13 protein-coding genes and 1 rRNA gene are annotated in these 25,159 nt (G+C 71.2%); 10 read left to right on the forward strand and 4 right to left on the reverse strand.

Annotated elements, in window-relative coordinates; translation table 11 throughout:
• The 5 genes from D7Y15_RS31365 to D7Y15_RS31385 all read left to right on the forward strand — a co-directional run.
• A partial coding sequence (locus D7Y15_RS31365; protein WP_121754872.1) for a carboxypeptidase regulatory-like domain-containing protein occupies positions 1–3,208 on the forward strand: 3,208 nt, incomplete at its 5' end.
• A 51-nt stretch (positions 3,209–3,259) separates the two neighbouring features.
• Entirely contained in the window at positions 3,260–5,992 is a 2,733-nt protein-coding gene (locus tag D7Y15_RS31370) for a hypothetical protein (RefSeq protein ID WP_121754873.1), read from the forward strand.
• A gap of 12 nt (positions 5,993–6,004) precedes the next feature.
• Positions 6,005–12,538, forward strand: a complete 6,534-nt coding sequence (locus tag D7Y15_RS31375; RefSeq protein WP_121754874.1) for a HEAT repeat domain-containing protein — start codon at positions 6,005–6,007, stop codon at positions 12,536–12,538.
• Positions 12,535–14,394 (forward strand): SWIM zinc finger family protein, encoded by a 1,860-nt coding sequence (locus D7Y15_RS31380; protein WP_120597099.1) that lies wholly within the window; start codon positions 12,535–12,537, stop codon positions 14,392–14,394. The genes D7Y15_RS31375 and D7Y15_RS31380 overlap by 4 nt, the downstream gene beginning before the upstream one ends.
• Before the next feature lie 399 nt (positions 14,395–14,793).
• Positions 14,794–16,239, forward strand: coding sequence for a reverse transcriptase family protein (locus D7Y15_RS31385; protein ID WP_121754875.1), 1,446 nt, complete (start codon positions 14,794–14,796; stop codon positions 16,237–16,239).
• A gap of 7 nt (positions 16,240–16,246) precedes the next feature.
• Here the strand turns inward: D7Y15_RS31385 and D7Y15_RS31390 are convergent, their stop codons facing one another.
• Positions 16,247–17,224 carry an alpha/beta hydrolase gene (locus D7Y15_RS31390; protein ID WP_121754876.1) on the reverse strand — a complete coding sequence of 326 codons (978 nt, stop codon included), beginning with the start codon at positions 17,222–17,224 and terminating at the stop codon, positions 16,247–16,249.
• A gap of 172 nt (positions 17,225–17,396) precedes the next feature.
• On the opposite strand from D7Y15_RS31390, the gene D7Y15_RS31395 reads away from it, so the two are divergent.
• The 4 genes from D7Y15_RS31395 (at position 17,397) to D7Y15_RS31410 (ending at position 21,786) form a co-directional block, all read left to right on the forward strand.
• Complete coding sequence (locus D7Y15_RS31395; RefSeq protein ID WP_121754877.1) at positions 17,397–18,920, forward strand: GMC oxidoreductase; 1,524 nt, start codon at positions 17,397–17,399, stop codon at positions 18,918–18,920.
• 99 nt (positions 18,921–19,019) lie between these two features.
• Complete coding sequence (locus tag D7Y15_RS31400; protein ID WP_121754878.1) at positions 19,020–19,637, forward strand: TetR/AcrR family transcriptional regulator; 618 nt, start codon at positions 19,020–19,022, stop codon at positions 19,635–19,637.
• Positions 19,634–20,839, forward strand: coding sequence for a multidrug effflux MFS transporter (locus D7Y15_RS31405; RefSeq protein WP_121754879.1), 1,206 nt, complete (start codon positions 19,634–19,636; stop codon positions 20,837–20,839). Before D7Y15_RS31400 ends, D7Y15_RS31405 begins: the two co-directional genes overlap by 4 nt.
• Positions 20,840–20,901: 62 nt before the next feature.
• On the forward strand, positions 20,902–21,786 hold the full coding sequence (locus D7Y15_RS31410) for a class I SAM-dependent methyltransferase (RefSeq protein WP_158629154.1): 885 nt from the start codon (positions 20,902–20,904) through the stop codon (positions 21,784–21,786).
• 7 nt (positions 21,787–21,793) lie between these two features.
• On the opposite strand, the gene lnt is transcribed toward D7Y15_RS31410, so the two are convergent.
• Positions 21,794–23,386, reverse strand: a complete 1,593-nt coding sequence (gene lnt / locus D7Y15_RS31415; protein ID WP_121754881.1) for an apolipoprotein N-acyltransferase — start codon at positions 23,384–23,386, stop codon at positions 21,794–21,796.
• The gene (locus D7Y15_RS46015) at positions 23,383–23,703 is read right to left on the reverse strand and encodes a hypothetical protein (RefSeq protein WP_233605160.1); all 321 of its coding nucleotides are present in this window, start codon (positions 23,701–23,703) and stop codon (positions 23,383–23,385) included. The genes lnt and D7Y15_RS46015 overlap by 4 nt, the downstream gene beginning before the upstream one ends.
• A 388-nt stretch (positions 23,704–24,091) precedes the next feature.
• On the opposite strand from D7Y15_RS46015, the gene D7Y15_RS31425 reads away from it, so the two are divergent.
• Positions 24,092–24,949, forward strand: coding sequence for a hypothetical protein (locus tag D7Y15_RS31425; RefSeq protein ID WP_120581083.1), 858 nt, complete (start codon positions 24,092–24,094; stop codon positions 24,947–24,949).
• Positions 24,950–25,062: 113 nt separating this feature from the next.
• Here the strand turns inward: D7Y15_RS31425 and rrf are convergent.
• A 5S ribosomal RNA gene (rrf, locus tag D7Y15_RS31430) occupies positions 25,063–25,159 on the reverse strand; the annotation flags it as partial.

Consider the following 25,159-nt stretch of genomic DNA (forward strand, 5'->3'; position numbering starts at 1 on the left):
CCAGGGTGCCCTCCAGGTCCAGGGCCGTGTCGTCGACCTCCAGGGGCAGCCCGTCGCCGGCATCGAGGTCTCCGCCTCCGTCCCCCTGCCCGGGGAGACCCTGACGGAGCTGCCCTGTGACGCGGACTCGCCCGAGGTCCCCGTGGTCTCCGAGGACTGCGATTCCCTCCCCGCCCTCCGCTGGGTCCGGGAGCTGGTGGAGGCCCACCGGGGCGCCGCCTTCGTCCTGTCGCGCACCACCTCCGCCCAGGACGGCACCTTCACCCTGGAGGGCCTGCCCCAGGGGACCGTCGACCTCTGGGCCCTGGGCTCCCAGGGCGCCGGCCTCCAGGAGGACGTCGTCACCGGCACGCGGGACGTGACGCTGGAGCTCGGGGCCAGCCAACGGCTCACCGGCCGCGTGGTGGACGAGGACGGCGCCCCGCTCGCCCAGGCCCAGGTGACCGTGCTGCACACGGACACCGCGCGCTACTTCGAGACGAAGACCGGCGCGGACGGCCGCTTCTCCCTGGGCCCCCTGCCCGGAGAGGTCCCCTACAGCCTCCTCGCCGCCCACCCCGGAAAGCTCACCGAGTGGATGGGGGACGTGGCCCCGGTCGCCCTGCCCGAGGACATCGTGCTGTACGCCCCCCGGCGCATCGTGGGCACCGTGGTGGACGGCGAGCACCCCGTCGCCGGCGCCACCGTCACAGTGGTCGACACTGAGCTCGTCACCACCACCGACGCCCAGGGGCGCTTCACCTTCGACGGCCTCCCCCCCGACGACTACACCCTGGAGGCGGAGCAGGGCGGCCTCCAGGCGCACGAAACGGTGGAGGTCACGGAGGACCAGCGCGAGGTCTCGGTGACGCTGAGCCTGGGCACCATCTTCTTCGTCGAGGCCACCGTGCGCGACACCGCCGGCAACCCCGTGGCCCACGCCGAAGTGAGCGCCGCCAATCCCCGTGAGCGCGACGAGCACTACCTCCCCCACCGCTTCAAGGAGCTTGGCACCACCGGCGAGGACGGCCGCCTGCGCCTGGGCCCCCTCCGGGCCCGCGACTACGTCTTCCAGGTGGTGTCGGACCAGATGCTGGACCTCACCGCGGTCCGCACCGTGGCCGAGGGCGGTCCTCCACTGGACTTCGTGCTCTCCCCCGCCGTCCTCGTGGAGGGCATCGTCACCAACGCCGCGGGCCAGCCGGTGGCGGAGGCCTCCTTGTCGCTGCGTCCACCCGCCCGGAAGCGCCCGGCCGACCCGCCTCCGCCCGTGTACACGCGCTCGCTCATCTTGATGCACCCGTCCCGCGAGGCGCCCTTCACCTTCGACGCCACCTCCAACGAGGAGGGCCACTTCGCCATCAAGGTGGACCAGCCCCTCTCCGGCACCCTCACCGTCGAGGCCGACGGCTACCTGCCGCGCAAGCTCCAGGTCCGCGCCCCCACGTCCGGCCTGAAGCTCACCCTGGACTCGGGCGCCACCGTGCGCGGCACCGTGACGAGCTCGCGCGGCACGCCCGTCAACGAGGTGGACGTCAGCCTGGTGATGCAGGAGCCGGAGCAGGAGCCCTCGACAGGCGCCCGAGAGGCCCCAGAAGAAGACGACGACAAGATCGACATCATCCGCATGACCTTCGCGGGCACCTCGGGCGAGGACGGCCGCTTCGACATCAAGGGCATTCCTCCCGGCACCTATGCCGTGTGGATGCGGACCACCACGGGCGGCTACGAGCGCCTCATGCCCGACCGCGTGGTGCTGCGCGGCTCGGAGACCGTGGAGCTGGCGCTGCGCCTGGACCTGGACGGACGCGTGGGCGGCATCGTCGTGGACGCGGAGGGCCGGCCCCTGGCGGACGTCACCGTGGACGCCACCGCGAAGGAGGACGAAGCCAGCAACGGCCGCTCGTACTCTCCCCTCTCCATGAAGACCGGTCCGGACGGCCGCTTCATCCTGGAGCCGATGGCGCGCGACTGGGACTACGAGCTGACGGCGGTGAAACCGGGCTACGCGATGCCCCAGCCGCCCAAGAAGGAGAGCCCCGACGAGGGCCCGGACGACGAGACCTTCGAAGAGACGCATGCAAGGCTCAAACGGTGGATGGATGAGCAGGATGGCCCCAAGGTCATCGCCCGCGCGGGGAACATGGGCGTGCGCATCACCCTGGCCTTCCAGGGCCGCATCACCGGCCGGCTGGCGAGGAAGGACGGCACGCCCATCACCCGCTTCACCGTGAACGAAGAGGCGGTGCGCGACCCGAAGGGCGCCTTCACCGTCTTCGTGGACGAGCCCGGCCCCCAGCACCTCACCTTCGAGGTGCCGGGCCACGCCTTCACCCAGCGCGACGTGGACGTCCCCGAAGGCCGGAGCGTGGACCTGGGCACGGTGCGCGTGGAAGCGGGCCACGTCATCCAGGGCCGCGTGGTGGACGACGCCACCGGCGCCCCGCTGGCCGGAGTGTCCGTCTCCCTGGCGCTGCCGGCGGAAGACGTCCGCAACGCGGAGCACTCCGAATCCTTCGCGGACGTCACCACCGGCCCGGACGGCACCTTCCAGCTGCCCTCCGTGGAATCCCGGCCCTACATGCTCACCGTGCAGGAGGCGGAACACGCGTCGCTCGAACGCATCGTGGGCCCCACCGAGGACACGCTCGAGCTGCGCCTGCCGTCCGCCACCCGCCTGGAGGTCTCGGCGCGGGACGCACAGGGCCGGCCGTCGTCGGTCGTCCTGACGGCCATTTCGAAGGCGGACCCGGAGGAGCAGCTCATCGCCTCGGCGAACACCGGCGTGGCCATGTTCCGCGACCTGGCCCCGGGCGACTACGTGGTGAAGATCGCGGGCGGGAACACCGGCAGGGTCGTGCCTCGCGTCGTGCACGTCGAGCCGCGTCGCGTCAACCGGGTGGACCTGCCGCTGTCGACGACGGGGCTCAAGCTGAAGCTGCGCTGGAGCGAGCGCGGGAGGCAGGGCACCCCCTACCTCCTCCCCGGACGCGTCCCCGCGCCGCCCGAATCCGCCTCGGCCTCGGAGGTGCGGTGGCTGGGCGAACAGGCACTCGCGCCGCTGTTTCACGGCGCGGATACCTGGGTCCTCGTCCCTCCCGGGCCCTACACGCTTCTCGTGTTGCAAGAACGTGAGGGACGCTGGCTGTCGTTCCGGCAGGACGTGACGGTGGGCGCGGGCACCATGCAGGATTCGCAGGAGGTGGAGGTCCCCGCACTGCCGTGGTGAGGCGGGTCCGACATGCCTCGCGGTCCAGGGGAGCTGTGTTAAACCCCACGCATGACCCCGAGCGACGCGCTGAGCGCAGCAGACCTCGAACGTCTTGCCAGGGCGGAGGCACCGGACCTGGCCGAGTCCGTGCTGGCCTTCCTCGACCAGCCGGACCGCACGTCGGACACGCCGCTGCCGCAGGGCGCGCTGTCCTTCGACGCGTTGAAGCAGCTGCTGGAGCAGGCGCGCGCGGACGGCGACAAGGCCGGCCGCCGCAAGGGCTCGCATGAGGCGTGGCAGCGCTTCCTCGCGCAGAAGGACGTGCCGCTGCCGCCGCGCCTGCTGCTCGCGGACCTGCTGGTGTCCCTCTACGAGAAGAACACCGAGCCCGCGCGCGCCGCCCTCATCACGCTGGTGAAGGAAGCGCCGCTGAAGTTCGGCCTGTGGGCGGGCCTCAAGCGCATCTACAAGCTGGCGGAGGCGCGCCACGACGCGGAGATGTTCGGCGCGCTGGCCTGGCGCTTCGACACCGAGCGCGGCGGCCGCCGCAGGCACCGCGAGGTCAGCGGCGGCACCCTCACCTACCTCCAGCGCCGCGCGTGGCGCTTCCTGCGCCACCTGGGCGCGGCCGTCCCGGAGCTCTACCCGCAGTTCGCGGTGGAGGTCCTGCGGCACTACGACCTGGAGACGACGTGGGCGCAGTGCTGGGTGGCGCACCACCTCTGGGCGCACAACAGCAAGGGCTACTCCGCGTCGCGCTTCCCCATCCAGCCGCCCAACGACATGGTGAAGCAGCGCATGTATCCGGACGCGTGGAAGCGCTCGCCGGACGCGCTGATGCGCCTGTTGGACACGTGCCAGTCGGACCCCGCCGCGAAGTTCGCCATCCAGGGCCTGCGCAAGGACTTCCCGGAGGCGCTGCGCAAGGTGACGCCCGCGTGGCTGGACCGCCTGGCGCGCCGTCCGCTGGGCAGCGCGCACGACTTCCTGGTGGAGACGCTCCAGGGCTCGCCGGACTTCCACCAGGGCAAGCTGCGCGCGGCCGGGCTGCATGAGGCGGTGCTCGCGCTGCTCTTCTCCCCCAGCGACAAGGCCCGCGCCTACGCCATCGAGTACGCGCGCGGCCACGCGCAGGACCTGGCCGCGGACCGGCTGGCGGACCTGGTGGAGAAGGGCGAGGACGACGTGCAGAAGTTCGCCGCCGCCGCCCTGGAGAAGCACAAGCCGCGCGACCTGGGCCTGCCGCTGCTGGGCCGGCTGCTCAACTCCAAGCCCACCGCGGCGTTCGCGGCGAAGTCGCTGGAGCAGTCCTTCGACCGCGCGGAAATCACCCACGACTTCCTGCGCGAGCTGCTCTGGGGCAAGCAGGAGCAGCTCAACTGGGCGAAGAACTACGTCTCCTCGAAGTACGCGGCCGGGGAGATGCCGGCGGACTTCTGGAAGGTGGCGCTGACGGAGGCGAAGCAGCGCTCGTCGCGCCAGCGCATCGTGGAGGACACGGCGATGAAGGCCCTGTCCACCTACAAGCCGGCGGACATCGGGCCGGAGTGGCTCTTGGACCTGGTGGCGCACCCGCGCCTGGGACGTCAGGCGGCGCAGTGGCTCACGCGCGCGGACAGCCTGCCGGGCCTGGACGTGGAGCGCGTGAAGGCGCTCGTCTTCAACGGCAAGTTCCGGAGCACGGCGCTGGAGCTGCTGGGCAACCGCAAGCTCTTCACCGCGAGGCAGCTCACGGTGCCCTGGCTGCTGGCGCTGGCGCGGCGGGCCGACCCGCAGCTGCACGAGTTCGCGCACCGCTACCTGCTGGCGAACGTGGTGCCCGCGGACTTCAGCGACTCGGGCGACGCGGACGCGGGCCTGGAGCGCCTGTTCGACCTGGCGCTGGGCGCGAAGCAGCCGCCGCCGGTGCGTGCGTTCGCGCAGACGTACCTGCGCTGCCACCACCCGGGCATCGGGCCGGAGCAGCCGGAGTCCAAGTCCTACGAGCTGCGTCCCCGCGCGCCGCGCAAGGCGTACTCGGCGGAGCGGCTGTGGCCGGCCCTCTTCGACGAGCGCGACGACGTGCGCCGCTTCGCGCTGACCATCGCCCGCTCGGAGCTGCGCGCGTGGGGTTACCAGACGCGCGTGTACGAGCTGGCGGACTCGGACGCGAAGGAGATCCGCAACCTGGCCTACGACGCCCTGCTCAACGCGGGCGAGCCGGGAGCGGACGCGCGCCACACGCTGCAGCCGGATGAGCTGGACGCGGGCAAGGTGTTCGCCCTCACGGAGTCCACCAAGCGCAGCACGCGTGAAGTGGCCGTGGAGCTCATCCGCCGGCACTACGCGAGGCTGGGCGGCGCGGAGCGGCTGTCCGGCCTGATGCAGAGCGCGGACCGCGAGGTGGGCCTGTTCGCGGTGCGCCTGCTCTGGGAGAAGCACCGTCCGCTGCACCTGCCGGAGGGCTGGAAGCCCGCGGGCGGCGGCAAGGACGAGCGCGAGGCGGGTGGCACCACGCGCTTCAGCGACGTGGAGGCGCTGCGCACGTTCCTGCGGCGCATGATGTTCGGCCTGCCGCCCGGGCGCGCGAAGGAAGCGCGTGAAGGCGACGTCCAGCGCCGGCTGTCCGCGAGCGTGGCCAAGCGCCGCGTGGTGGAGCTGGTGCGGGACCTGGGCCTGGAAGACGAGAGCTTCGCTCGAGTGGTGGCGCCCGTGCTGGGCGAGTTCACCGGCTCCGTGGCGAAGGGCGAGTGGCAGAGCTGCCTGGCCTCGCTGGTGCAACTGCGTGCGGCTCACCCGAGCGTGCAGCTCGGCGGCATCTAGGACAACGACACCATGGCCAACCTCTCCATCGGCAACATCGAGAAGGTCCGTGCGCTGGCTGCCAATGCGCGCCTGATCATCGTGGGCGGCACTCGCGCCGCCGCCGACAGCCGCCTGACCGCGTACGATCCGGCAACCAACAAGGTCCTGTGGACTTCGCCCCTGCCCGCGCACGTGCTGGGCGTGGCGCTGGCCGGCGAGCAGTTCGCGGCGGCGGGCGCGGACGGCACCGTGCGCTTCGGGTCGCTCACCGACGGCACCGTGAAGTTCCAGCTCCACAACGCGCACCCGGGCGGGTGCACGGCGGTCGCGGCCAGCCCTGACGGCAAGGTGCTGTACACGGCCGGCGTGGACGGCTTCGTGCGCGCGTGGGACTGGGACAGCACGAAGAAGCTGAAGGAGTGGAGCGCGTCCTCGCAGCCGCTGCGCGCGGTGGCGGTGGACCCCACGCACACGTACGTCGCCTGCGCGGGCGATGACAGCGTGGTGCGCTCGTTCACGGTGGCGACGGGTGCGCGCCGGGACATGCCGGGCCACGAGGGCGCGGTGCGGGCGCTGGCCTTCACCCCGCGCGACGGTCGGCTCGTCTCCGCGGGCGACGACGGCAAGCTGCGCATCGGCTACCTGGTCGGCGCGGTGGAGTTCGAGGTTCGCGGCGACAAGGACAGCGGCCACGCGGGCTCCGTGCTGGGGCTGGTGTTCCCGCCCACGCCGCCGGCGGAAGCGGGCCAGGACCCGGCGGAGCGCATCGCGTCCGTGGGCAGCGACGGCAAGCTGAAGGTCTGGCGGCTGGACGAGCGCCGCAAGCCGCGCACCTTCGAGCTGGGCAGCAAGGCCCTGAACGCGGTGGCCTTCGCGCCCCCGGCGAACCCCCGACAGGCGAAGCAGCTGCTGGGCTATCTCTTCGTGGCTGGCGAGGACCGCCGCGTCACGCGCATCACGCTGGGCACGGACGGCAAGCCCACGGATGAGACGACGGCGTTCGGCCACGGCTTCGACGTCTTCAACGAGGCGCTGAAGGCCGCCCTCCCCCGCCGCGAGGCCGCGGTGAAGGAGGCGGTGGCGCTGCTGGAGCCGGAGGCGCTGGACTTCGTCCTGGGCGTGCTGACCTCGGACAAGGACGCCGCCGCGCGCCGGCTGGCTGCCACGGAGCTGGGCAACCACGGCCGCACCGCCGCTCGGCCGAAGCTGCGCGATCGCCTCAACGACGACGACAAGACGGTGCGCGCCGCGGCGCTGGACGCGCTGGTGAAGCTGGAGACCGAGTCGCCTCTGGCGGCTCCCCGCTCTGCGCTGGATTCGCGCTTCGTGGACACGCGCGTGCAGGGCCTGCGCCTCTTGGCGAAGCTGGGCAGCGCGTCGCCGCTGGTGCCGGGCCTCATCGCCAGCAAGCTGCCGGACACAAACGCGGAGGTGGGCACCGCCGCGCTGGACGCGCTCACCACCGTGTCCCCCAAGGGCAGCACGGAGCCGCTGAAGCTCGCCTTCGAGCGAGGCCCCGCGGCCCTCAAGGTGGAGGTGCTGCTGCGCGCGTCGGGGGCGGGCCTGCTGGGCGACCCGCGCCTGCAGCCGCTGGTGGCGCGCGCGCTGGACGACGCGGACCGGGACGTGCGCCGCGTGGCCTTCGCGGTGCGGGTGCTGGAGCGCCGCCCGCTGGCCGCCACGCTGGAGGCGAAGGACGAGGAGTTCGCGCGCACGGTGCGGGAAGTGACCCGCATGCTGACCCTCCAGGCGAAGCGCGCGGCCGGGGACACAGAGGCGAAGTCCACCACCGACGCGGAGCTGGCCGCCTCGCGTGAACAGCTCTTCGGAAAGACGGCCGCCGGCACGGCGCTGACGGAGGCGGACCTGGAGCCGCTGCTCGCCGCCATGGCGTGCCGCATGCCGGACACCGCCGTGCGTGGCGCGCGTGTACTGGCGCAGCTGGGTGACGGCCGCGCCCTGGGCGCGCTGCTCCAGCTGTCGCGTGAGGACGACGCCGCCATCCGCCGTGAGACGGCCGCCGCTCTTCAGGCGCTGCAGGATCCGCGCGCCCGCGAGCGGCTGGTGTGGATGCTGGACGACGCGGACGGCGACGTGCGCGCCGCGGCGCTGACGGCCGTGGTGGCGCTGGACGCGGACGCGCCGCTGTCCGCCGCCGAAGCCGCGCTGCGCTCCGGTCACGAGGACGTGCGCGTGCGCGGCCTGGACCGGCTGGTGAAGCTGGGCGCCAAGGCGGAGGGCGCGGAAGGCCTGCTGGGCGACGCGCTGGAGGACGAGTCCGCCAAGGTGCGCGGCGAGGCCTTCCGCACGCTGTGGGCCTGGAACGACAAGGAGCCGGTGAAGGCGCTGGACCGCGCGCTGGCGGGCCGCTTCCCGGACCTGCGCACCCGCGCGGTGGAGGTGCTCGCGCAGAAGGGCACCGACGACTGGGCGCTGGAGCGGCTGAAGAAGTCCGTGGAGGACCGCGACGCGGGCGTGGCCACCGCCGCCTACGAGGCGTGGGTGAAGCTGGCCGGCAAGGAGAAGGCGGAGCCGCACCTGACCGCGCTCAACACCACGCACCCGGCCCTGCGCGAGAAGGCCGCCAAGGCCTCCGTGCACGCCCCGGCGGAAGCCATGCGCTCCGCGCTCCTCAAGCGCGTGCAGGACGAGCACCTGGACGTGGCCTTCGCTGCGTTGGAGGCGCTGGACAAGCTCATCCCGAACGAGAACGGGCCGCTGCTCGCGGGCATCGCGGCGTCGGCGCTGCCGGTGCGCGTGCGGGCCTCGGAGCTGCTCGCCCCGCGTGGCGCGGAGGACATCATCGAGCCCATGCGCGGGCTCATCACGGACAAGGACCTGGAGCGGATGTACCCGCCCGGCTTCCTCGTCCCCCTGCGCGTCCGCGCGTCGCGCGCGCTGGCCACGCTGGGCTCGCGGCGCCTGCTGGGCTTCTACGCCACCACGCTCCTGCCCCACGAGGTGACGGACCTCCAGGAGCAGGGCGCGCGCGGTCTCGCCACGGCCAGCCGCCGGGGCGACGAGGGCGCGCTGTTGGATGCGCTGGGCCACTCGCTGGTGGCGGCGCGTTCGTGGGCGGCGGACGGTCTCTCCCGCCTGGGTGACGTGCGCGCGCTGCCGGTGCTCACCGGAAACCTGCGCCATGAACACCTGCCCATCCGGCTGGGCGCCATCCTCTCGTTCGCGGCCCTGGGCCACGAGGGCGACGGCGGCCTGCTGCACGGTCTGGAGGACTCCGCGCGCGAAGTGCAGGAGATGGTGTTCGCCATCGTGCTCGCGCGGGACCTGCGCGCCAGCCGCGAGGGTGGACCGCCGGACCTGCTGACGAGCGCGTTGTCCAGCGGTCGTCCGGAGGTGCGTTACGCCGCGGCCCGCGCGCTGGAGCTGCGCACGGAGCCGGAGGCGTACCGCGCGCACCTGGTGGAGGTGCTGCTGCCGCCGCGTCCGGAGAAGGCCGGCGACATGAAGGACTGGCCCGCGGAGGACGACCGGGCGAAGCGCGTGATTGGCCTCGCCGAGGCGCTCTCCAGCGGTCAGCCGGAGCAGCGCTACGCGGCGGCGCAGGTGCTGCTGCTGCGCAACAAGCCGCTGGACTACTTCCGCGAGGCGCAGAAGGTCGCGCGCCCCAGCTCGCTCCAGTCCCCCTGGAAGCCGGAGACGGCCGATGGCGCCGCGCACGTCATCCAGCCCTCCACGCCGGAGAAGCAGGGCACGGCCTCCGCCACGGGCAAGAGCTGGCTGCGCCGCCTCTTCTCCGCGGTGAAGCCGCCGGAAGGCTCGGGCACGGGTACGCCGAAGGACGCGACGCAGGCGGAGCGTCAGCACCTGCGCCGCCTCGCCTTCGGCGCCTACGTGGGCCTGCTGCGTCAGGTGACCGCGGGTGACGAGGAAGGCCACCGCGTCCGCCGCGACGCCGTGGACCGCGTGGTGAAGCTCACGCAGGAGGGCTACGCGGGCACGTCCGCCGCGGTGGCCGCCCTGCTGCGCGCGCTGGAAGACCCTCACCAACTCGTGCGCCGGGCCGCGCTCGCGGGCCTCAAGGAGCTGTACCCCGCTGGCAGCGACGAGCCGCTGGCGCTGGCCCTGGCCTCGCTGGCGCCTGACGTGGCGCGCGCCGCGCTGGAGGAGCTCGCCGAGCGCGGTGACAAGGCCCGTCCGCGAGTGGCCGCCGCGCTCAACTCGCCGCTGCCGGAGGTGCGCAAGTCCGCCTTCGAGCTGCTGGAGAAGCTGAGCCCGCCGGGCAGCCTGGATCCGCTGCTGGCCGCGCTGGGCAGCGAGCACGCCGACCTGCGCGTAGGCGTGATTGAGCGGCTCGCGGGAGCCAACGACCCGCGCGTCACGGAGGCCCTGGGCCGCGCGATGGGCAGCGAGCACGAGGACCTGCGGCTGCGCGCCGCGGAGCTGCTCGCGTTCCGGGGCGACGACCGGGCGGTGGAGGTGCTGGGCACCTTCCTGCGTTCGGAGACGTCGGCCGTGGCCCGCCGTGCACAGGAGGCCCTGGCGCGACTGGGGACCTCCGCCGCCGTGGCCGCGCTCGCCGCGCGCCTGACGGTGGCCACGGAGATTCCGGAGCGCACCCGGCTGGTGGCCGCGCTGGGCCGCACGCACCGCGCGGACGCGCTGGACGTGCTCGCGCGCCAGAGCGTGGAGGACGAAGCCCCCTCCGTGCGCCTCGCCTGCGTGACGGCCGCGATGCAGCTCACCTGGCCGCCGGAGCAGGAGAAGCTGAATGAGGACGAGCGCGAGCTGAAGAAGCGCGACGCGGCGCTCGCGGTGCGCTTCCTGCGCGTGGCGGTGAAGAGCCAGGACCCGGAGGTCCGCAAGGCCGCCGCCGGCGAGCTGGAGCACGGCAAGAGCGAGGGCCAGGACGCGCTGCTCGTCCAGCTCTTCAACGACCGCGACGTCACCGTGCGCGCGGCCGCCGTGGAGCACTACTCGAAGCGCGTGGTGGAAGAGGGCGCGGCGGTGGAGCCGCTGGAGGAGATCCTCCGCGCCGGCGCCCGCGAGCTGATGCTGCCCGCGGCGGAAGGCGTCGCGCACCAGCGCCGCGCCAGCGCCCTGCGTCCCCTGCTGCTGTACGCGCGCGCCGGTGAGCCGCACGAGCGCGGCCGGGCCCTGCTCGCCCTGGGCACCCTGGGCGACGTGCGAGCCCTCTCCGAGCTGGAGACGGTGGCCGGCGGAGGCACGCCGGAAGCCCCGGCCGAAGAGGACATGGTGTTCGCCGCCATCGAGGCCCTCGGCCGCATGGCGAACCGGATGCCGGATGGCGAGGACCGCCGCCGCATCGAGGAGAAGGTGGAGGCCGCGGCCACGGACGGCGCCGCCTTCCAGCGCCAGGAAGCCGGCGTGCGCGGCCTGCGCGCCCTGGGTGGAGAACGCGCCAGGGTGAAGCTGGAGGCGCTGCTCGCCGACGGCGAGACGGACGACGACGTGCGCCGCACGGTGGCGGAGGAGCTGGGCAAGTTCGGAGACCCGGCCGCCGAGGCCGCCCTGGCCGCCGCGCTGAACGAGGAAGACGACGACCTTCGCGCCGCCGCGCGCAAGGCGCTGGATGTCCTCTTCCCCAAGGAGCGCACGCGAGTGGAGTTCCTCGCCGTGCAGAGCGAGCACGAGGACATCTCCGAGCCCGCCGCCACGTACCTCGCCAGCGAAGGCGACCCGGCGCTGCTCGTGCCCCGCCTGGCCACGCTGGACAACGTGGAACTGCGCCTCCGTCTGCGTCGCGGCCTCGCCCGCCGTGGCGCGATGCCCGTGCCGGAGGTCATCGCCCTGTTCGGCCACGACAAGCCGGAGGCCCGCGAAGAGGCGGCCCGGCTCGTGGGCACCTGGACGGGTGACGCGCGCGAAGCCGGCGCCGTGGACACGGCCGGACTGACCCGCGCGCTGGTGGCCGCCGAACGGCGCACCGCCACCGCCTGGGTCTCCGCGCAGCCTCCGAAGAAGGAGCCGCTGGCCGCCGCCTGGGAGCGCCTGCTCTGGGCGGGTTCACGGCTGGGCGCGAAGGAGCTGGTCGCGACGTCCGCCGAAGTCCTCCGCAAGGGAGAGGCCCAGGCCCCCGCCGCCGTGCGCCAGGAAGCGGCGCGAGTGCTGGGACGGCTGAAGGCCACGAGCGAGGCGCAGGCCCTGCGCACCGCGCTCGGTGACCCGGACGCCGCCGTGCGCTCCGCCGCCGCGTCGGTGCTGGCCGCGCTGGTGCCGGAGCAGTCCTCGGCCTGGGCGCTGGAGGTGAAGCCCTTCGACCCGGTGGCCCTGGGCCCCACGGGCGCGAAGGTGGCCACGTCCGCGCTCCTGGCCAGCGAAGGCCGCCGGCTCGCGGTCCCCGCGCTGCTGGCGAAGAAGGACCTGGAGCCGCTCAAGTCCGTGGCCGCCGACGCGAAGCCGGAGGTGCGGCAGGATGGCTGGGCCGCGCTGGGACGCCTGGGCGGAGACGAAGCCGCGGCGCTGCTGAAGACGGCGGCGTTCGACAAGTCGCAGTCGGTGGAGCTGCGCAAGGCGGCCTACCGCGCCCACAAACGTGCACGCCGGGCCGCTGAGCGCGCCCGGAAGGAAGGTCAACCGTCGTGAGCACCGCAACCGCACGTCATCCCGTCGCGCTGAGCTACTCCGCGCAGAGCGACGTGGTCGTCACGCCGGACGCCTCGCGCGTGCAGCTGGCCCTGGAGGGCTCGCGAGGCACCGTGGGCGTCAGTGGCCAGGTGAAGGACCCCACCCTCTTCCGCGACGCGCTGGCCGCCGCCTTCGCGGTCCTCTCCAGCGACCTGCGCTACCGGGGCCGCGACCGCACCGCGTACCTCGCGTACCTGATGAAGCAGGGCAAGCGCGCCAGCGCTCAAATCTGGGAAGCGCAGAAGGCCTTCCTCGACAACGCGCTGGAGGGTGAAGAGAAGAAGGACGCCGTCCTGGACCCCGTCCTCACGGTGGATCCGGACCAGGTGTCGCTGGAGGTCTTCTCCCGCGACGAGAGCGCCTACGCGCGCCTCGCCTTCGACAACAGCCTCTTCGACAAGCGCCAGGCCGCGCACGGCTCCACGTTCCTGGACGTGCCGCAGGACCTGCCCGCCCGCCTGGACCGCCTGCGCGCCTACGCCCCGGTGGTGCTGGAGGCACACGTCGCCCCCACCGCGAAGGCCGCGCCCGCCACGGAGCCCCGAGCCCCGCGCACGGTGGAAGTGCCCCACGCGTGGCTGCGAGGCTTCCTCCAGGTGCAGTCCGCCGCGACGCTGCCGGCCACCACCTGCTCCATCGCGCCCATCGACCTGTACAACCTGCTCTTCGCGCTGCGCACCCGCCGCTCGAAGAAGGCGCCCCGCGCGCTGCGCTTCGAGCTGGTCCCCGGCGCTCCGCCGCGGCTGGTGCTGGAGCCCTGGGAGCAGGTACTGGAGTGCCACGGCGGCGTGTACACGGGCAGCGCGCCCGCGGTGGTGCGCACCTTCGGCCGTCAGCGCCTCGCCGCGCTCGCGCGCCTGTTGCCCCACGCGAAGAGCGTGCACGTGCAGTTGCTGGGTCCGGGCCTCCCGGTGTTCTGGGTCATCGACCTGGGCGCGGCCACGCTGACGCTGGGGCTCACCGGCTGGACGGAGAGCGGCTGGTCCAGCGCCGCCGCCTTCGACGCGCTGATGCCGCGCGACGTGCCGGAAGGCCTGGCGGAACTGCTGCGCAACCGCCTGCGCAAGGACGGTCCCCTCGCCTTCGAAGTGCTGGCCAAGGACGCGGGAGCGCCGAAGGATCAGGTGCGCGCCGCGCTCCAGCTGGAGTGCCTGCGCGGCCGCGTCCTCTTCGACGTGTCCCGCAGCACCTACCGCCCGCGCGAACTGATGCCCACCCCGGTGGACGAGGCCGCGCTGCGCTACGGCAACGAGCGTGAAGCGCGCGCCCACCGCCTGCTGGGCGACGGCAGCCCGGGTTCGGGCGAGGTGAAGCTCACGCAGGTGCACGACATCGTGGGCGAGGGCACGCGCATCCAGGGAGAAGTCGTGGACCGCGAGGCGGTGCGCAGCTTCTTCCCCAGCTTCACCATGGACCTGGAGGGCCGCGTGAAGGACGCGAGCTGCGGCTGCCCGCACTTCCGCCGCTCCGGTCTGCGCGAAGGCCCCTGCGAACACATGCTCGCGCTGCGCCTGGCATACGCCCGCCGCCGCGCCGAGGAAGAAGCGCTCCGTCAGACGCCGGAGGGCCGCAAGCTCATCCGCGCGGAGACGCGCGCGTACGTGCGCCGGGATCCGGCCACGGGGCTGGAGCAGGTGTATCGCGTGTCGCTGGACGGCAAGGTGGTGGCCCTCACGTGGGGTCCCCGCCTGGGCGATTCGCGCCACCAGCGCCTCTGGTTCGACACGGACACGGAAGCCCGGACGGCGTACTTCAGCCGTTTGGAGAAACTAACCGCGGACGGCTACATCGACGCGGCCTCGACTCTGGTGTAAACACTCACTCAACGGCCCGACCGCCGACGGGGCGGCCGGAAGGATGGTGGCGCCGGACGAAATTCGAATAGCGAGTGGTCGAGAGAGGTCTGGACCGCATCAGCCTTAACGCCTCGAGCGTAGGAACGGCGTTGCGCCGTTCTGGTTGAAATGCTGGACACTCTCCGCAAGGTAGCCTGTTCTTGGCTCTCTCCCTCCCGAGCACTACCGTCGGGGTGGGAAGCGGAACCAACGACGCAGCCGCCGTTTTCCCACCCCGACGGTAGTGCTCGGGAGGGGAGAGCCGGTGAGGCTACCGTGCCCCAGGTGAGCTGGTGGTGCCTTCCTGGCCTCCCTCGACCGCTCGCATTCGTCTCCGTCGCCCCTCCCTGAGCCGCCGCGCCCGTCGAAGGTAACTCGATGACCGCCAAGCTGGAGTCGTTCGTCCCCGCCGCCCCGCCGCAGGCCGTTGCTGACACCGCGCCCGCAGCCTCTCCCAACTCTGTCGCGAAGCGCGAGGCCGCCAAGGCCGCGCACGACGCCCTCATCACGCGCTGGAAGGCCATCACCGAGGCCGGCGGCGCGGACGAATGGGTGCAAGCCCAGCTCGTGTCGAAGGGCGCGCTCGCGGACGAGGTGGACTTCTCCTCGCTGAAGGAGAAGGAGAAGACGGCCTGGAAGGAGAAGAAGAAGGCCGAAGCCGTGGAGCGCCGCGCGCTGAAGCGCCAGGCCCACGAGGCGTGGAAGGCCACGCACGTGAACCACCTGGGCGTGGGCATCCACTGGAACGAAGCCGGCCTGCCGGACAAGTTCGACCTGGAGCACCGCGAGGAGCGCGCGCGCCAGAACGGTCTGCCCACGCTGGACTCGGCGGAGGACCTGGCGAAGGCGCTGGGCCTGAGCGTGTCCAAGCTGCGCGGCTTCGCGTTCCACCGAGACGTGGACACGGGCTCCAACTACGTGACGTGGAGCATCCCCAAGCGCACGGGCGGCGAGCGCACCATCACGTCCCCCAAGCGGGAGCTGAAGGAAGCGCAGCGCTGGGTGCTGTCGAACGTCGTGGAGCGGCTGCCGGTGCACGGCGCGGCGCACGGCTTCGTGGCGGGGCGCTCCATCCTCACCAACGCGCTGGCGCACCGGGGCGCGGACGTGCTGGTGAAGGTGGACCTGAAGGACTTCTTCCCCTCGGTGCACTGGCGCCGGGTGAAGGGCCTGCTGCGCAAGGGCGGCCTGAAGGAGAACACGTCCACGCTGCTGGCACTGATGTCCACGGAAGCGCCGCGTGAGCGCATGTCCTTCCGGGGCAAGACGCTGCACGTGGCGAAGGGCCCGCGAGCCCTCCCGCAGGGCGCGCCCACCTCGCCGGGCATCACCAACGCGCTGTGCCTGCGCCTGGACAAGCGGCTGTCGGCGCTGTCGCGCAAGCTGGGCTTCACGTACACGCGCTACGCGGACGACCTGACCTTCTCCTGGACGAAGGCGAAGGCGCCCAAGGCCCGCCGCGCGCAGGGAGCGCCGGTCGCGGTGCTGCTCGCGCGGGTGAAGGACATCGTGGAGGCGGAAGGCTTCACGGTCCACCCGGACAAGACGCGGGTCGCCCGCAAGGGCAGCCGTCAGCGCGTCACGGGGCTCGTGGTGAACGACGCCAAGGACGGCACGCCCGCCGCCCGAGTCCCCCGCGACGTGGTGCGCCGCCTGCGCGCGGCCATCCACAACCGCCAGAAGGGCAAGCCGGGCCGCGAAGGCGAGTCGTTGGATCAGCTCAAGGGCATGGCGGCGTTCATCTACATGACGGACCCGGAGAAGGGCCGCATGTACCTGGATCAGCTCGCGAAGCTCGAAGCCGCCAAGCCCGCCCAGGCGTAGCGAGGAACTAGCGGGCCCCCGCCTTCTTCGTCCGCCGTGAAGGCTTCTTCGCCGGAGCCTTCTTCTCCACGGGCGTCTCCACCGAGGGAGTCACTCCCTCCACGGGCTTCAACGCCTTGTCCGCGAACTCCAGCAACCGGCGCGGATACTCCGTGGGCGCGGCAGCGGCGAAGTTGCCATGCGAAGCACCGGGGATACGCCACGTCTGCGCATACGACGAGACGTGCGCGAACAGCTCGTCCATCAGCGGCTGCCCGGACTCCTCCGTCCCCGCGACGATGAACAGGGGCCGGGGCTTGATGCGGTCCACCGCATCGATGGTCCGCACCTCATCCAGCGCGATGCCCCGCCGCCAGAACGGAACCAGCGCCCCCGTCTGGGTGACGATGCCGAAGCGGCGGAAGTCATACGCCGCCGCCAGCCACAGCGTGTTGAACGGGGACAGCAGCACCACCGCCGCGACCTGCGGGTCCTTCGCCGCGACCTCCGCCACCGCCGCGGATCCGATGGAGAACCCCAGCGCCCCCACGCGAGCCGGATCGACGTCCGGCTGAGCCCGCACGTACGCCAGCGCCGCGCGCACATCCTGGCGCTCCTTGTCACCCCAGGTGGACGTCTCGCCCCCGCTCTGCCCATGCGCGCGCAGGTCGAACAGCAGCACGCCATAGCCCCCGTCGCGCAGCACACGGGCCTCCGGCACCAGATCCATGCGCGTCTGCGACAGGCCATGCGCCAGCACCCACGCCGCCTTGTTCCGGGATGGCAGGTACCAGCCGCGCAGCTCCACCCCGTCATCCGTGCGCAGCGTCACCTCACGCGCGTCACCGAAGTCCGCGGGCAGCACCGCAGCCGGCCTCGGGTAGTGGAAGTACTGCTCGGAGCGCCACGCCGCGCGGCCACCCAACGCCAGCGCCACCAGCAGCAATGGCAACACCAGCACGCTGAGCACCCGCCCCCACCGAATCCGCGTCAACAACCCAGCCATGTCCGCCCCTCTCCGACAGCAAGCGACCCGTACTTCAGAGCGGAAGTCACCGCCCCAGGCTTGTGTTGGCTCCTGCCAGACATCTAGACCTATAGGCGCCAATAGGGTCCTGATTTACAATTTAGGCGAACTTTAGCAGCGGCGGCAGACTGACCGTCCTGGGTGAGCAGGCATGAAGACGTCGAAGACGGTCTATGACGCGGTGGTGGTGGGTTCGGGAGCCTGCGGTGGATGGGCGGCCAAGCAGCTGACGGAGGCGGGGCTCCAGGTGCTGGTGTTGGAGGCGGGCCGAGGCGCGAACGCGGACCGGGCGCTCCACCTGATGCACCGCGTGAAGCAGAAGCTGGGCTACCGCATCGAGTCGGACGCATCCCGCAAGTCGCGCCAGTCCATCCAGGCCACGAGCTTCGCGTGGCCGTTCCATCCGCACGCCTTCGTGGATGACGTGGACAACCCCTACACCACGCCGCCCGACGCACCATTCGCCTGGATCCGCGCGAGGCAGGTAGGCGGGCGGACCAGCGTGAAGGCTCACGGCCGCCAGTTCTACCGGCTGTCTGACTTCAACTTCCACGCGGGCAGCCTGGACGGATTGAGCCCGGACTGGCCGCTGTCGCACTCGGACCTGGCGCCGTCCTACGAAATCGTGGAGCGGTGGATGGGCCTGCGAGGCAACTCGGACGGCGTGGACACGCTGCCGGACTCCGTCTTCTCCGGTCCCGCGCCGCTGTCCCCCGGCGAGGTCCGCCTGCGCGAGAAGGTGAAGGCCCGCTGGCCCGACCGCCACGTCGTCGCCCGGCGGACGGCGAACGCGCCGGTGACGCTGCCGGCGGCGCTGCAGACGGGGCGGCTGACGCTGCGCTCGCACGCCATCGCCAGCCACATCCTGCACGACCCGAACACGGGCCGGGTGACGGGGGTGTCCTTCATCGACGCGAACTCCGGCACCTCCGAGGAGGTGCACGCGAAGGTGGTGGTGGTGGCCGCGGGCACCATTGAATCCACACGGTTGCTGTTGCACTCGCGAAACCGGGCGTTCCCGGACGGCCTGGCGAACAGCTCGGGGCTCGTGGGCCAGCACCTGATGGACCACATGTACCTGCGAGGCATCGAAGCGAGGATGAACCTGCCCGCGCACCTCCACCAGAAGGAGCACGGCTGGGCGTACATCCCCCAGTTCCGCAACGTCACCGAGCGCCACCCCAACTTCGCGCGAGGCTACGGCATTCAGGTCTTCACCTTCGACGACCAGATGCACATGGTGCCCTTCGGAGAGATGGTCCCGCGCGCGGAGAACCGCGTGACGTTGAGCGCCACGGTGAAGGACCGCTGGGGCATTCCGGCGGCGCACATCGAGTGCCGTCACTCGGACAACGACCTGAAGATGACGGAGGACGCGGTCGCCTCCTGTCTGGAGATGCTGGAGGAGGCGGGCTGCACGGTGGAGCAGGTCAACAAGCAGCTCTCCGACCCGGGCATGGCCATCCACGAGGTAGGCACCGCGCGCATGGGCAAGGACCCGAAGACGTCCGTGCTCAACCCGTTCAACCAGAGCTGGGATGTGCCCAACCTCTACGTCACGGATGGCTCCTGCTTCCCCTCGCAGGGCCCGCAGAACCCCACCCTGACGATGATGGCGCTCACCGTCCGCGCCTGCGCTCACCTGGTGGGCGAGCTCAAGGCCGGCCGCATCTGATTTCCCTCGGAAGCTGACGCGAGGGGCCCGCGGGAACGGGTCCCTTGCACGACTGGCGCGAATTTATTACCTACCAGTCAGTAACTAACCCTTCGCGCCATGTCCCGTCCCCCACGCGTCACCGACCTGCAGATCGACGAAGCGGCCCGAGCCGTGTTCCTGGCGCAGGGTCCATCCGCGCCGCTGCAGGACATCGCGAAGCGGCTGGGCATCTCGCAACCGGCGCTGCTGCACCGGGTGGGCACCAAGGAGGCGCTGATGTCGCGAGCCCTCCGCCCCGTCCCGCCCACCGCGCTGGCACTCCTGGAGCCAGGGCCCAGGGACAACGCCCCCATCGAGGACCAGCTCCTGGAAGCGCTCCTGCACCACCGGGACTTCCTGCGCCAGTTGGTGCCCTGGTTGTTCGTGCTGCACTACTCCGCACTGGGTGGCGCGAGGGCCCTGCACCTGGAGACACCGCCCCCTGTCGCGCTCAGGGAGGGGCTGACGAAGTGGCTCACCCGGGCGAAGCGAGCCGGACGGGTGGACCTCGCCGAGCCCCGAGTCGCGGCGGAAGCACTCTGTGGAGCGCTGGAAGCCCGCTGCTTCAACGCCCACGTAGGCGGCGCCACCTACGCCCCCGGCGATGACAAAGCCGTCCTGCGCCAGCTCATCCGGGTGCTGCTGACGCCAGGAGAAGCGCCCGCACGAAAGCCTCAGAAGAGGACCGCCAGATGACGACCGCCACGCCCAAGCTGTCCCGCTCCACGGAGGGAGCCGGGCTGATCATCCTCCTGGGGGCGCTCATCGGCTTCGGGCCGCTGTCCATCGACATGTACCTGCCGGCGTTCCCCGCCATCGGCGAATCACTGCGAGCGACAGCAGGAGAGGTGGAACGCACGCTGGCGGCGTTCTTCGCGGGGCTCGCGGTGGGGCAGCTCTTCGCGGGACCGGTGAGCGACCGCTTCGGCCGCACGAAGCCGCTCTACGTGGGCCTGGTGCTCTACGTGCTGGGCTCCATCGGCTGCGCGACGGCGCCATCGGCGGAATTCCTGGCGGCGTGCCGGTTCGTGCAGGCGTTGGGTGGCTCGGTGGGAATGGTGACGGCGAGGGCCGTCGTGAGGGACCTGCACTCGGGAGCAGCGGCGGCGAGGATGATGTCGCGCCTGGTGCTGGTGATGGGCCTGGCGCCCATCCTGGCCCCGCTGCTGGGCGGCTGGGTGCTACGAGCCGCGGGCTGGCGAGCCATCTTCGGAAGCCACGCGGTCATCGGCCTCATCGCGCTGGGAGCGGCATTCGCCATCCTGCCGGAGACAGCACCCCCGAGGAACGGAGCCGCCCCATCCAAACCCTTCCAGGCGATGTGGGGCATCACGAAGGCGCCAGACTTCCTGGGGCCTGCGCTGGCGGCGGCGCTCGCGCAGGCAGGGATGTTCGCGTACATCGGCGGTTCGCCCTTCGTGTTCATCACGTTGCACGGCGTGAAGCCGGAGCACTTCGGCTGGTTCTTCGGAGCGAACGCCGCAGGGCTGGTCGCGGTGTCGCAGCTCAATCACTGGTTGCTGGCGCGCTCCTCGCCCGAGCGGGTGTTGAAGCTGGCGGTGCGAATCGCCGCGCTGGCGGGGCTGGCCCTGGTGACGGTGGCATCGACAGGCGTTGGCGGGCTGTGGGGCATCGCGCTGTCGCTGTTCGTGTTCGTCTCCACATTGGGAGCCATCACGCCCAACGCGACAGCCCTGGCGATGGAGCAGCACGCGAAGCAGGCAGGCATCGCGTCAGCGGTGCTGGGAGCGCTGCAGTTCATGCTGGCCGCGGGAGCCTCCGCGATGGTGAGCGCAAGCCACGACGGCACCGCGAGGCCCATGGCCTTGGGAGTCGCCATCGCCGCCCTGCTCGCCCTGGGAGCACTGAGCCTGGCGAAGCGAGCCCCCGGGCACTGAGCCGAGGGCCCCGAGGGTGGGATTGACACTCCGGAACGCGAAGCCCGATGGTGCGGTGCGAAATGCTCGCACCCTTCTACTCCGCCTGCCCTGTCTGCAATGAGACCGGATCCCGACCGGTCGTTGCGTTCCAAGAGCTGAGCTACGGCCGTTGCACGGGCTGTGGGCTCATCTACAAACGGGAGCAGAAGCCAGGGCTGGGCGAGGGCTACGAAGAGAAGTACTTCAAGCACAACCGCGCGAAGTACCTGAGCCGCTGGGACCACCGGGTGCGCAAGTGCCTGAGGCAGGTGCTGGTGTGCCTGGAGTACGCGCCACACGCGAAGGACCTGCTGGATGTGGGGTGTTCCGCGGGATACGTGTTGGAGGCAGCGCAGCGCGCAGGCCTGAAAGCCACGGGGCTGGACTACTCCCAGTTCACGGTGAACCTCTGCCGCGAGCGAGGCTACACCGCCGAATACGGCTCGCTGACACAGATGCCGTTCCCGGACGCGTCCTTCGACATCATCACGTTGAAGCACACGCTGGAGCACGTGGATCAGCCCATGGATGGGCTGCGAGAAATCCAGCGCGTGTTGAGGCCAGGAGGCGTGGCCTTCGTCATCGTGCCGGACGCGGCCTACTACAAGATCATCGTGATGCCCCGGAAGGGCCGCTCGTTCCGCCCGGACCGGCGAGGCTGGCAGCACCACGTCTACTTCTACGAGCACAACCTCGCGGACGCCTGCGCCAGGGCCGGAATGCAGCCCGTGAAGGCAGGCAAGGACATCCTGCGCCGGAGACTGGCGAAGGGCCTCCGAGCCCCCTACGAATACGCACGCTTCGCCTTCCTCTGGGCCTGGGTCCAGGTCTGCCGGTTGACGCACATGCGCAGGGAAATCCAGGTCATCGCCCAGAAGCCCAAGGCAGACGCACAGCTCCCCGCCCCGCACGCCGAAGCCGCCTGAGCGCGCGTCACACAGGCCGGCGAATCCACACCCCCAGCACCACGGCCAGCACGAGCGCCACGGGCCCCAACCAGTCGCCCCAAGCCCCCGCGAGCGAGCTCAGCCGATCCGCGGTCGGCACACGCATCACGGTGCCAGCGCGCTGATTGTCCTCGAGCTCGGAGGTCCACGTCCCCGCGGGGTCAATGAACGCGGAGATGCCCGAATTGGTCACCCGAATCTGTGCCGTGCGCGTCTCGATGCTCCGAAACGCCGCATGCATCAGGTGCAGCCGGGGCGCGGGGGTGCCGGAGAACCACGAGTCATTCGACAGCGTGAGAATCAGGTCCGCCCCCTGGCGCACCTCCGCTGCGACGTAATTGGGAAAGACGGCCTCGTAGCAGATGAGCGGAGCGACCTTGAGCACGCGGCCGCCGTTCAACCGGAAGTCCACCAGCCGGGGACCCGGGCCGCGCTTCCAGCGACCCGTCCAAGGAAGCATTGCGCGCAGTGAAGGCGTGTCCACCGCATCCGGAACCCACTCCGTGAGGGGGAAGAGCATCGTCTTCCGGTACGCGGACTGAGCCAACTCGCCCGTCGTAGAGGGGCCCAAGAACATGGCGGCATTGAACTCGCGTTCGCCGTCCAGGTCGTACGTGCCGAACACCAGCGGAACACCGCGCTCCGCCACCCACGAGCGGATCTCATCATCGAGCGCGCCGCCGTCCTCGCTCTTCGGCGTGCCGAAGGTCGTCGGATACACCGTCTCCGGCCAAACCAGCAGGTCCAGCGGCCCCGAGCGCAACAGCGCATCCGACATCGCGTAATGCGTATCCAGGATGTTGCGAACAACCTCGTAGGTGCCCTGCTCCGCGGCCAGCTTCTCGATGTTGGTGATGTTCGCCTGCACCGCCCCCACCACCAGCGACGGAGCCGAGTGCACCGCCGAGCGCACCTGCCCCAGCCGCACCCATCCGTAACCCCACCCCACCACCGCCAGCACAACCGCCAGGACCACCGGCCTGAGTCGCAAGCCCCGCTGAGAAGCCAGTCCCTGAGCGACCGAGACGACACACTCGTTGATGAGCAGCAGCCCCAGCGTGAGCCCCGGAGCGCCAGCCAGGTCCGCGCCCTGGCGCAGCGTCTCCGAAGCATAGAGGGCGTGGCCCAGCGTCTCGGCGAACAGCTTGGGCGCGAACCACTCGGTGCCCACGTACACGAGCGCAGTGAGCACAGGAGGCACCCACGCCAGGCGCGGCACCTCCGCCACCCGCCGGCGCGCGTACCACCGCACCCACGCTGCGGTGATGAACTGGAGCTCCAACACAGGCGCGATGAGCAGGAACACGCCCCAGCACAGCCACACCGGAGCATGGGAGTACGCCGCGATGGCGCCCGGAAACCAGCCGAACACCGCCGCGGTGAACGTCACCGACAGCAGCACGCCCAGCCCCACGGCCCCCCGAGCGGAACGGACCCCGTCCAAGGCCGCGAGCCACGGTGCCATGGCCACCACGCCCAGCCACACCCAACCGGGTCGCAGCTGTCCAAACACTGCGAACAGCACGGTGGTCGCCGCGACGCCCAGGAGCGCCCCGGCCCACCCCTTCACGGACGTCACTGCGAGTCCTCGTCCTCGACAGGAATCTCCAGCAGCCGGTGAGGCATGCCGGGGGGAGCCATCTCCTCGGGCACCACGCGGTTCTCGGGGATGGGGATGGGCTGCCCGTTGGCGTCCTTGGGCGTGAAGTCCGGATGGAACATCAGGATGGCCGCCAGCGGCTGCCCGTTGTCCGTCGCCTGGTAGTGGCGCATGTAACCAGGGGGCAGCTCGAAGTCGTCGGGCACGACGAGCCCCCGCTTCAGCGGCTTGGTGCCGCGCTGGTACAGGGCCGTCCCGCTCTTGCCCTCGGAAGGCGGCGGGTCATCGACAGGCATGGGGGCAGGCTCCTCCACGGGCATGGGCGCGGCGACATGCGCGACCGCAGGGCGCACGGAAGGGCGCGCGGGTTCCAGGGAGGGAGCCACCGGCGCAGGGCGCTCGGCCACCACGATGGGGGGCAGGTCCTCGACAGGCACAGGGCGGGAGAGCCACCAGAGGCAAAGCCCCACACACAGGCCGGTGATGGCGACGGCACCACCGATGAGCCGTGAGCCCACACCACCTGAGGACTCACGCGAGGGCGTCACCCGCGTCACGCCATCGGAATCCGTGCGACGTTCAGGGCCAGGCTGCGGGGAACGCATGTTTTGAGGGGCCTCCGGGGTGCGTATGCTACGGAAGCCGCTCGTATCGAGGCAATGCGCGCGCGGCCATGCCCCTCCCATGACCGTCGACGCGTCGAGCCCCTTCCCCATCCACGCCTTCACACCCCGTCTGCGCGCGCTGGGAGCGCTCCTGCACGCCACGGGGCTGGGCACGCTCTGCTACTTCACCGCGCTGCTGTTCAAGGACGTGCTCGCGGGCACCCAGACGCTGGCACCCGTACCGCTGGCGACAGGACTCGCGGTGGGAGCAGTCCTGCCGCGCATCGCGCTGCGCCTGTTACAACGAGGAACGAGGGCCACGGTCACGGTGCGGCCGGAAGGCCTGGTGCTCACCCAGTCAGGGGGAGCGCACTTCGAGATTCCCTTCGAGGCACTGGAGTCCATCCGCCCGTGGCGTCTGCCCCTTCCAGGCCCGGGACTGACACTCCGGCTGCGAACAGGGCGGGCTTTCGACTACGGCCTGGCAGTGCAGGCCCCCATGCCCCTGCTGGAGGCGATGGGGACGCTCGGAGAAGCACGAAATGATCCGCGAGTGCGATACGCCCAAGCACGGAGCGAGAAGTGGCGCAGGCGTTGGTACGACCAGGCCCTGAAGTACGGCCTGGTGCCCGGAGTGCTCGCCGGCATCTTCTTCCGAGCGCACCAGTACATCTCCTTCGGAGGTCCGTTCGGAGAGCTCCAGATGTACGGATGGACGTCGTACCTCACGTCCTTCGCGCGCACCTGGTTACCAGTGTTCCTGGCCCTGCTGTTGTTTGGTTGTTTCTGGAGAGCCTTCGCAGAAGCGCTTTGCTTCGGCGCCGCGTGGCTGGGTCCCCGGTGGGCACGCAACGTACGCACCGGCGCGGAGTGGACCTGCCGGGCGCTCTATTACGTGGCCCTGCCTGTCTTTCTCGCGGTGCGGCTGCTGGGCTGATTCGCAAAGACAGCCATCAGCGTGCGCGGATCAACGCGCAAAGCCAGACGGAGGAACAGGCCCGCAAAGACAAAGCCCCTGGTGCCTTGCGGCACCAGGGGCTTTCAAAAAGAATCCGGCAGCGACCTACTCTCCCACGCGGTTTCCCGCGGAGTACCATCGGCTCTGGAGGGCTTAACTTCCGTGTTCGGGATGGGAACGGGTGTGACC

Source organism: Corallococcus sp. AB030, assembly GCF_003668965.1.
GTDB lineage: Bacteria > Myxococcota > Myxococcia > Myxococcales > Myxococcaceae > Corallococcus > Corallococcus exiguus.

Bases quoted from the DNA above. Each gene is read 5' to 3' on its own strand.
- D7Y15_RS31370 (WP_121754873.1), top strand. From the start codon at position 3,260: ATGACCCCGAGCGACGCGCTGAGCGCAGCAGACCTCGAACGTCTTGCC.
- D7Y15_RS31375 (WP_121754874.1), top strand. From the start codon at position 6,005: ATGGCCAACCTCTCCATCGGCAACATCGAGAAGGTCCGTGCGCTGGCT.
- D7Y15_RS31385 (WP_121754875.1), top strand. From the start codon at position 14,794: ATGACCGCCAAGCTGGAGTCGTTCGTCCCCGCCGCCCCGCCGCAGGCC.
- D7Y15_RS31390 (WP_121754876.1), bottom strand. From the start codon at position 17,224: ATGGCTGGGTTGTTGACGCGGATTCGGTGGGGGCGGGTGCTCAGCGTG.
- D7Y15_RS31395 (WP_121754877.1), top strand. From the start codon at position 17,397: ATGAAGACGTCGAAGACGGTCTATGACGCGGTGGTGGTGGGTTCGGGA.
- D7Y15_RS31400 (WP_121754878.1), top strand. From the start codon at position 19,020: ATGTCCCGTCCCCCACGCGTCACCGACCTGCAGATCGACGAAGCGGCC.
- D7Y15_RS31405 (WP_121754879.1), top strand. From the start codon at position 19,634: ATGACGACCGCCACGCCCAAGCTGTCCCGCTCCACGGAGGGAGCCGGG.
- D7Y15_RS31410 (WP_158629154.1), top strand. From the start codon at position 20,902: ATGCTCGCACCCTTCTACTCCGCCTGCCCTGTCTGCAATGAGACCGGA.
- D7Y15_RS46015 (WP_233605160.1), bottom strand. From the start codon at position 23,703: ATGCCTGTCGATGACCCGCCGCCTTCCGAGGGCAAGAGCGGGACGGCC.
- D7Y15_RS31425 (WP_120581083.1), top strand. From the start codon at position 24,092: ATGACCGTCGACGCGTCGAGCCCCTTCCCCATCCACGCCTTCACACCC.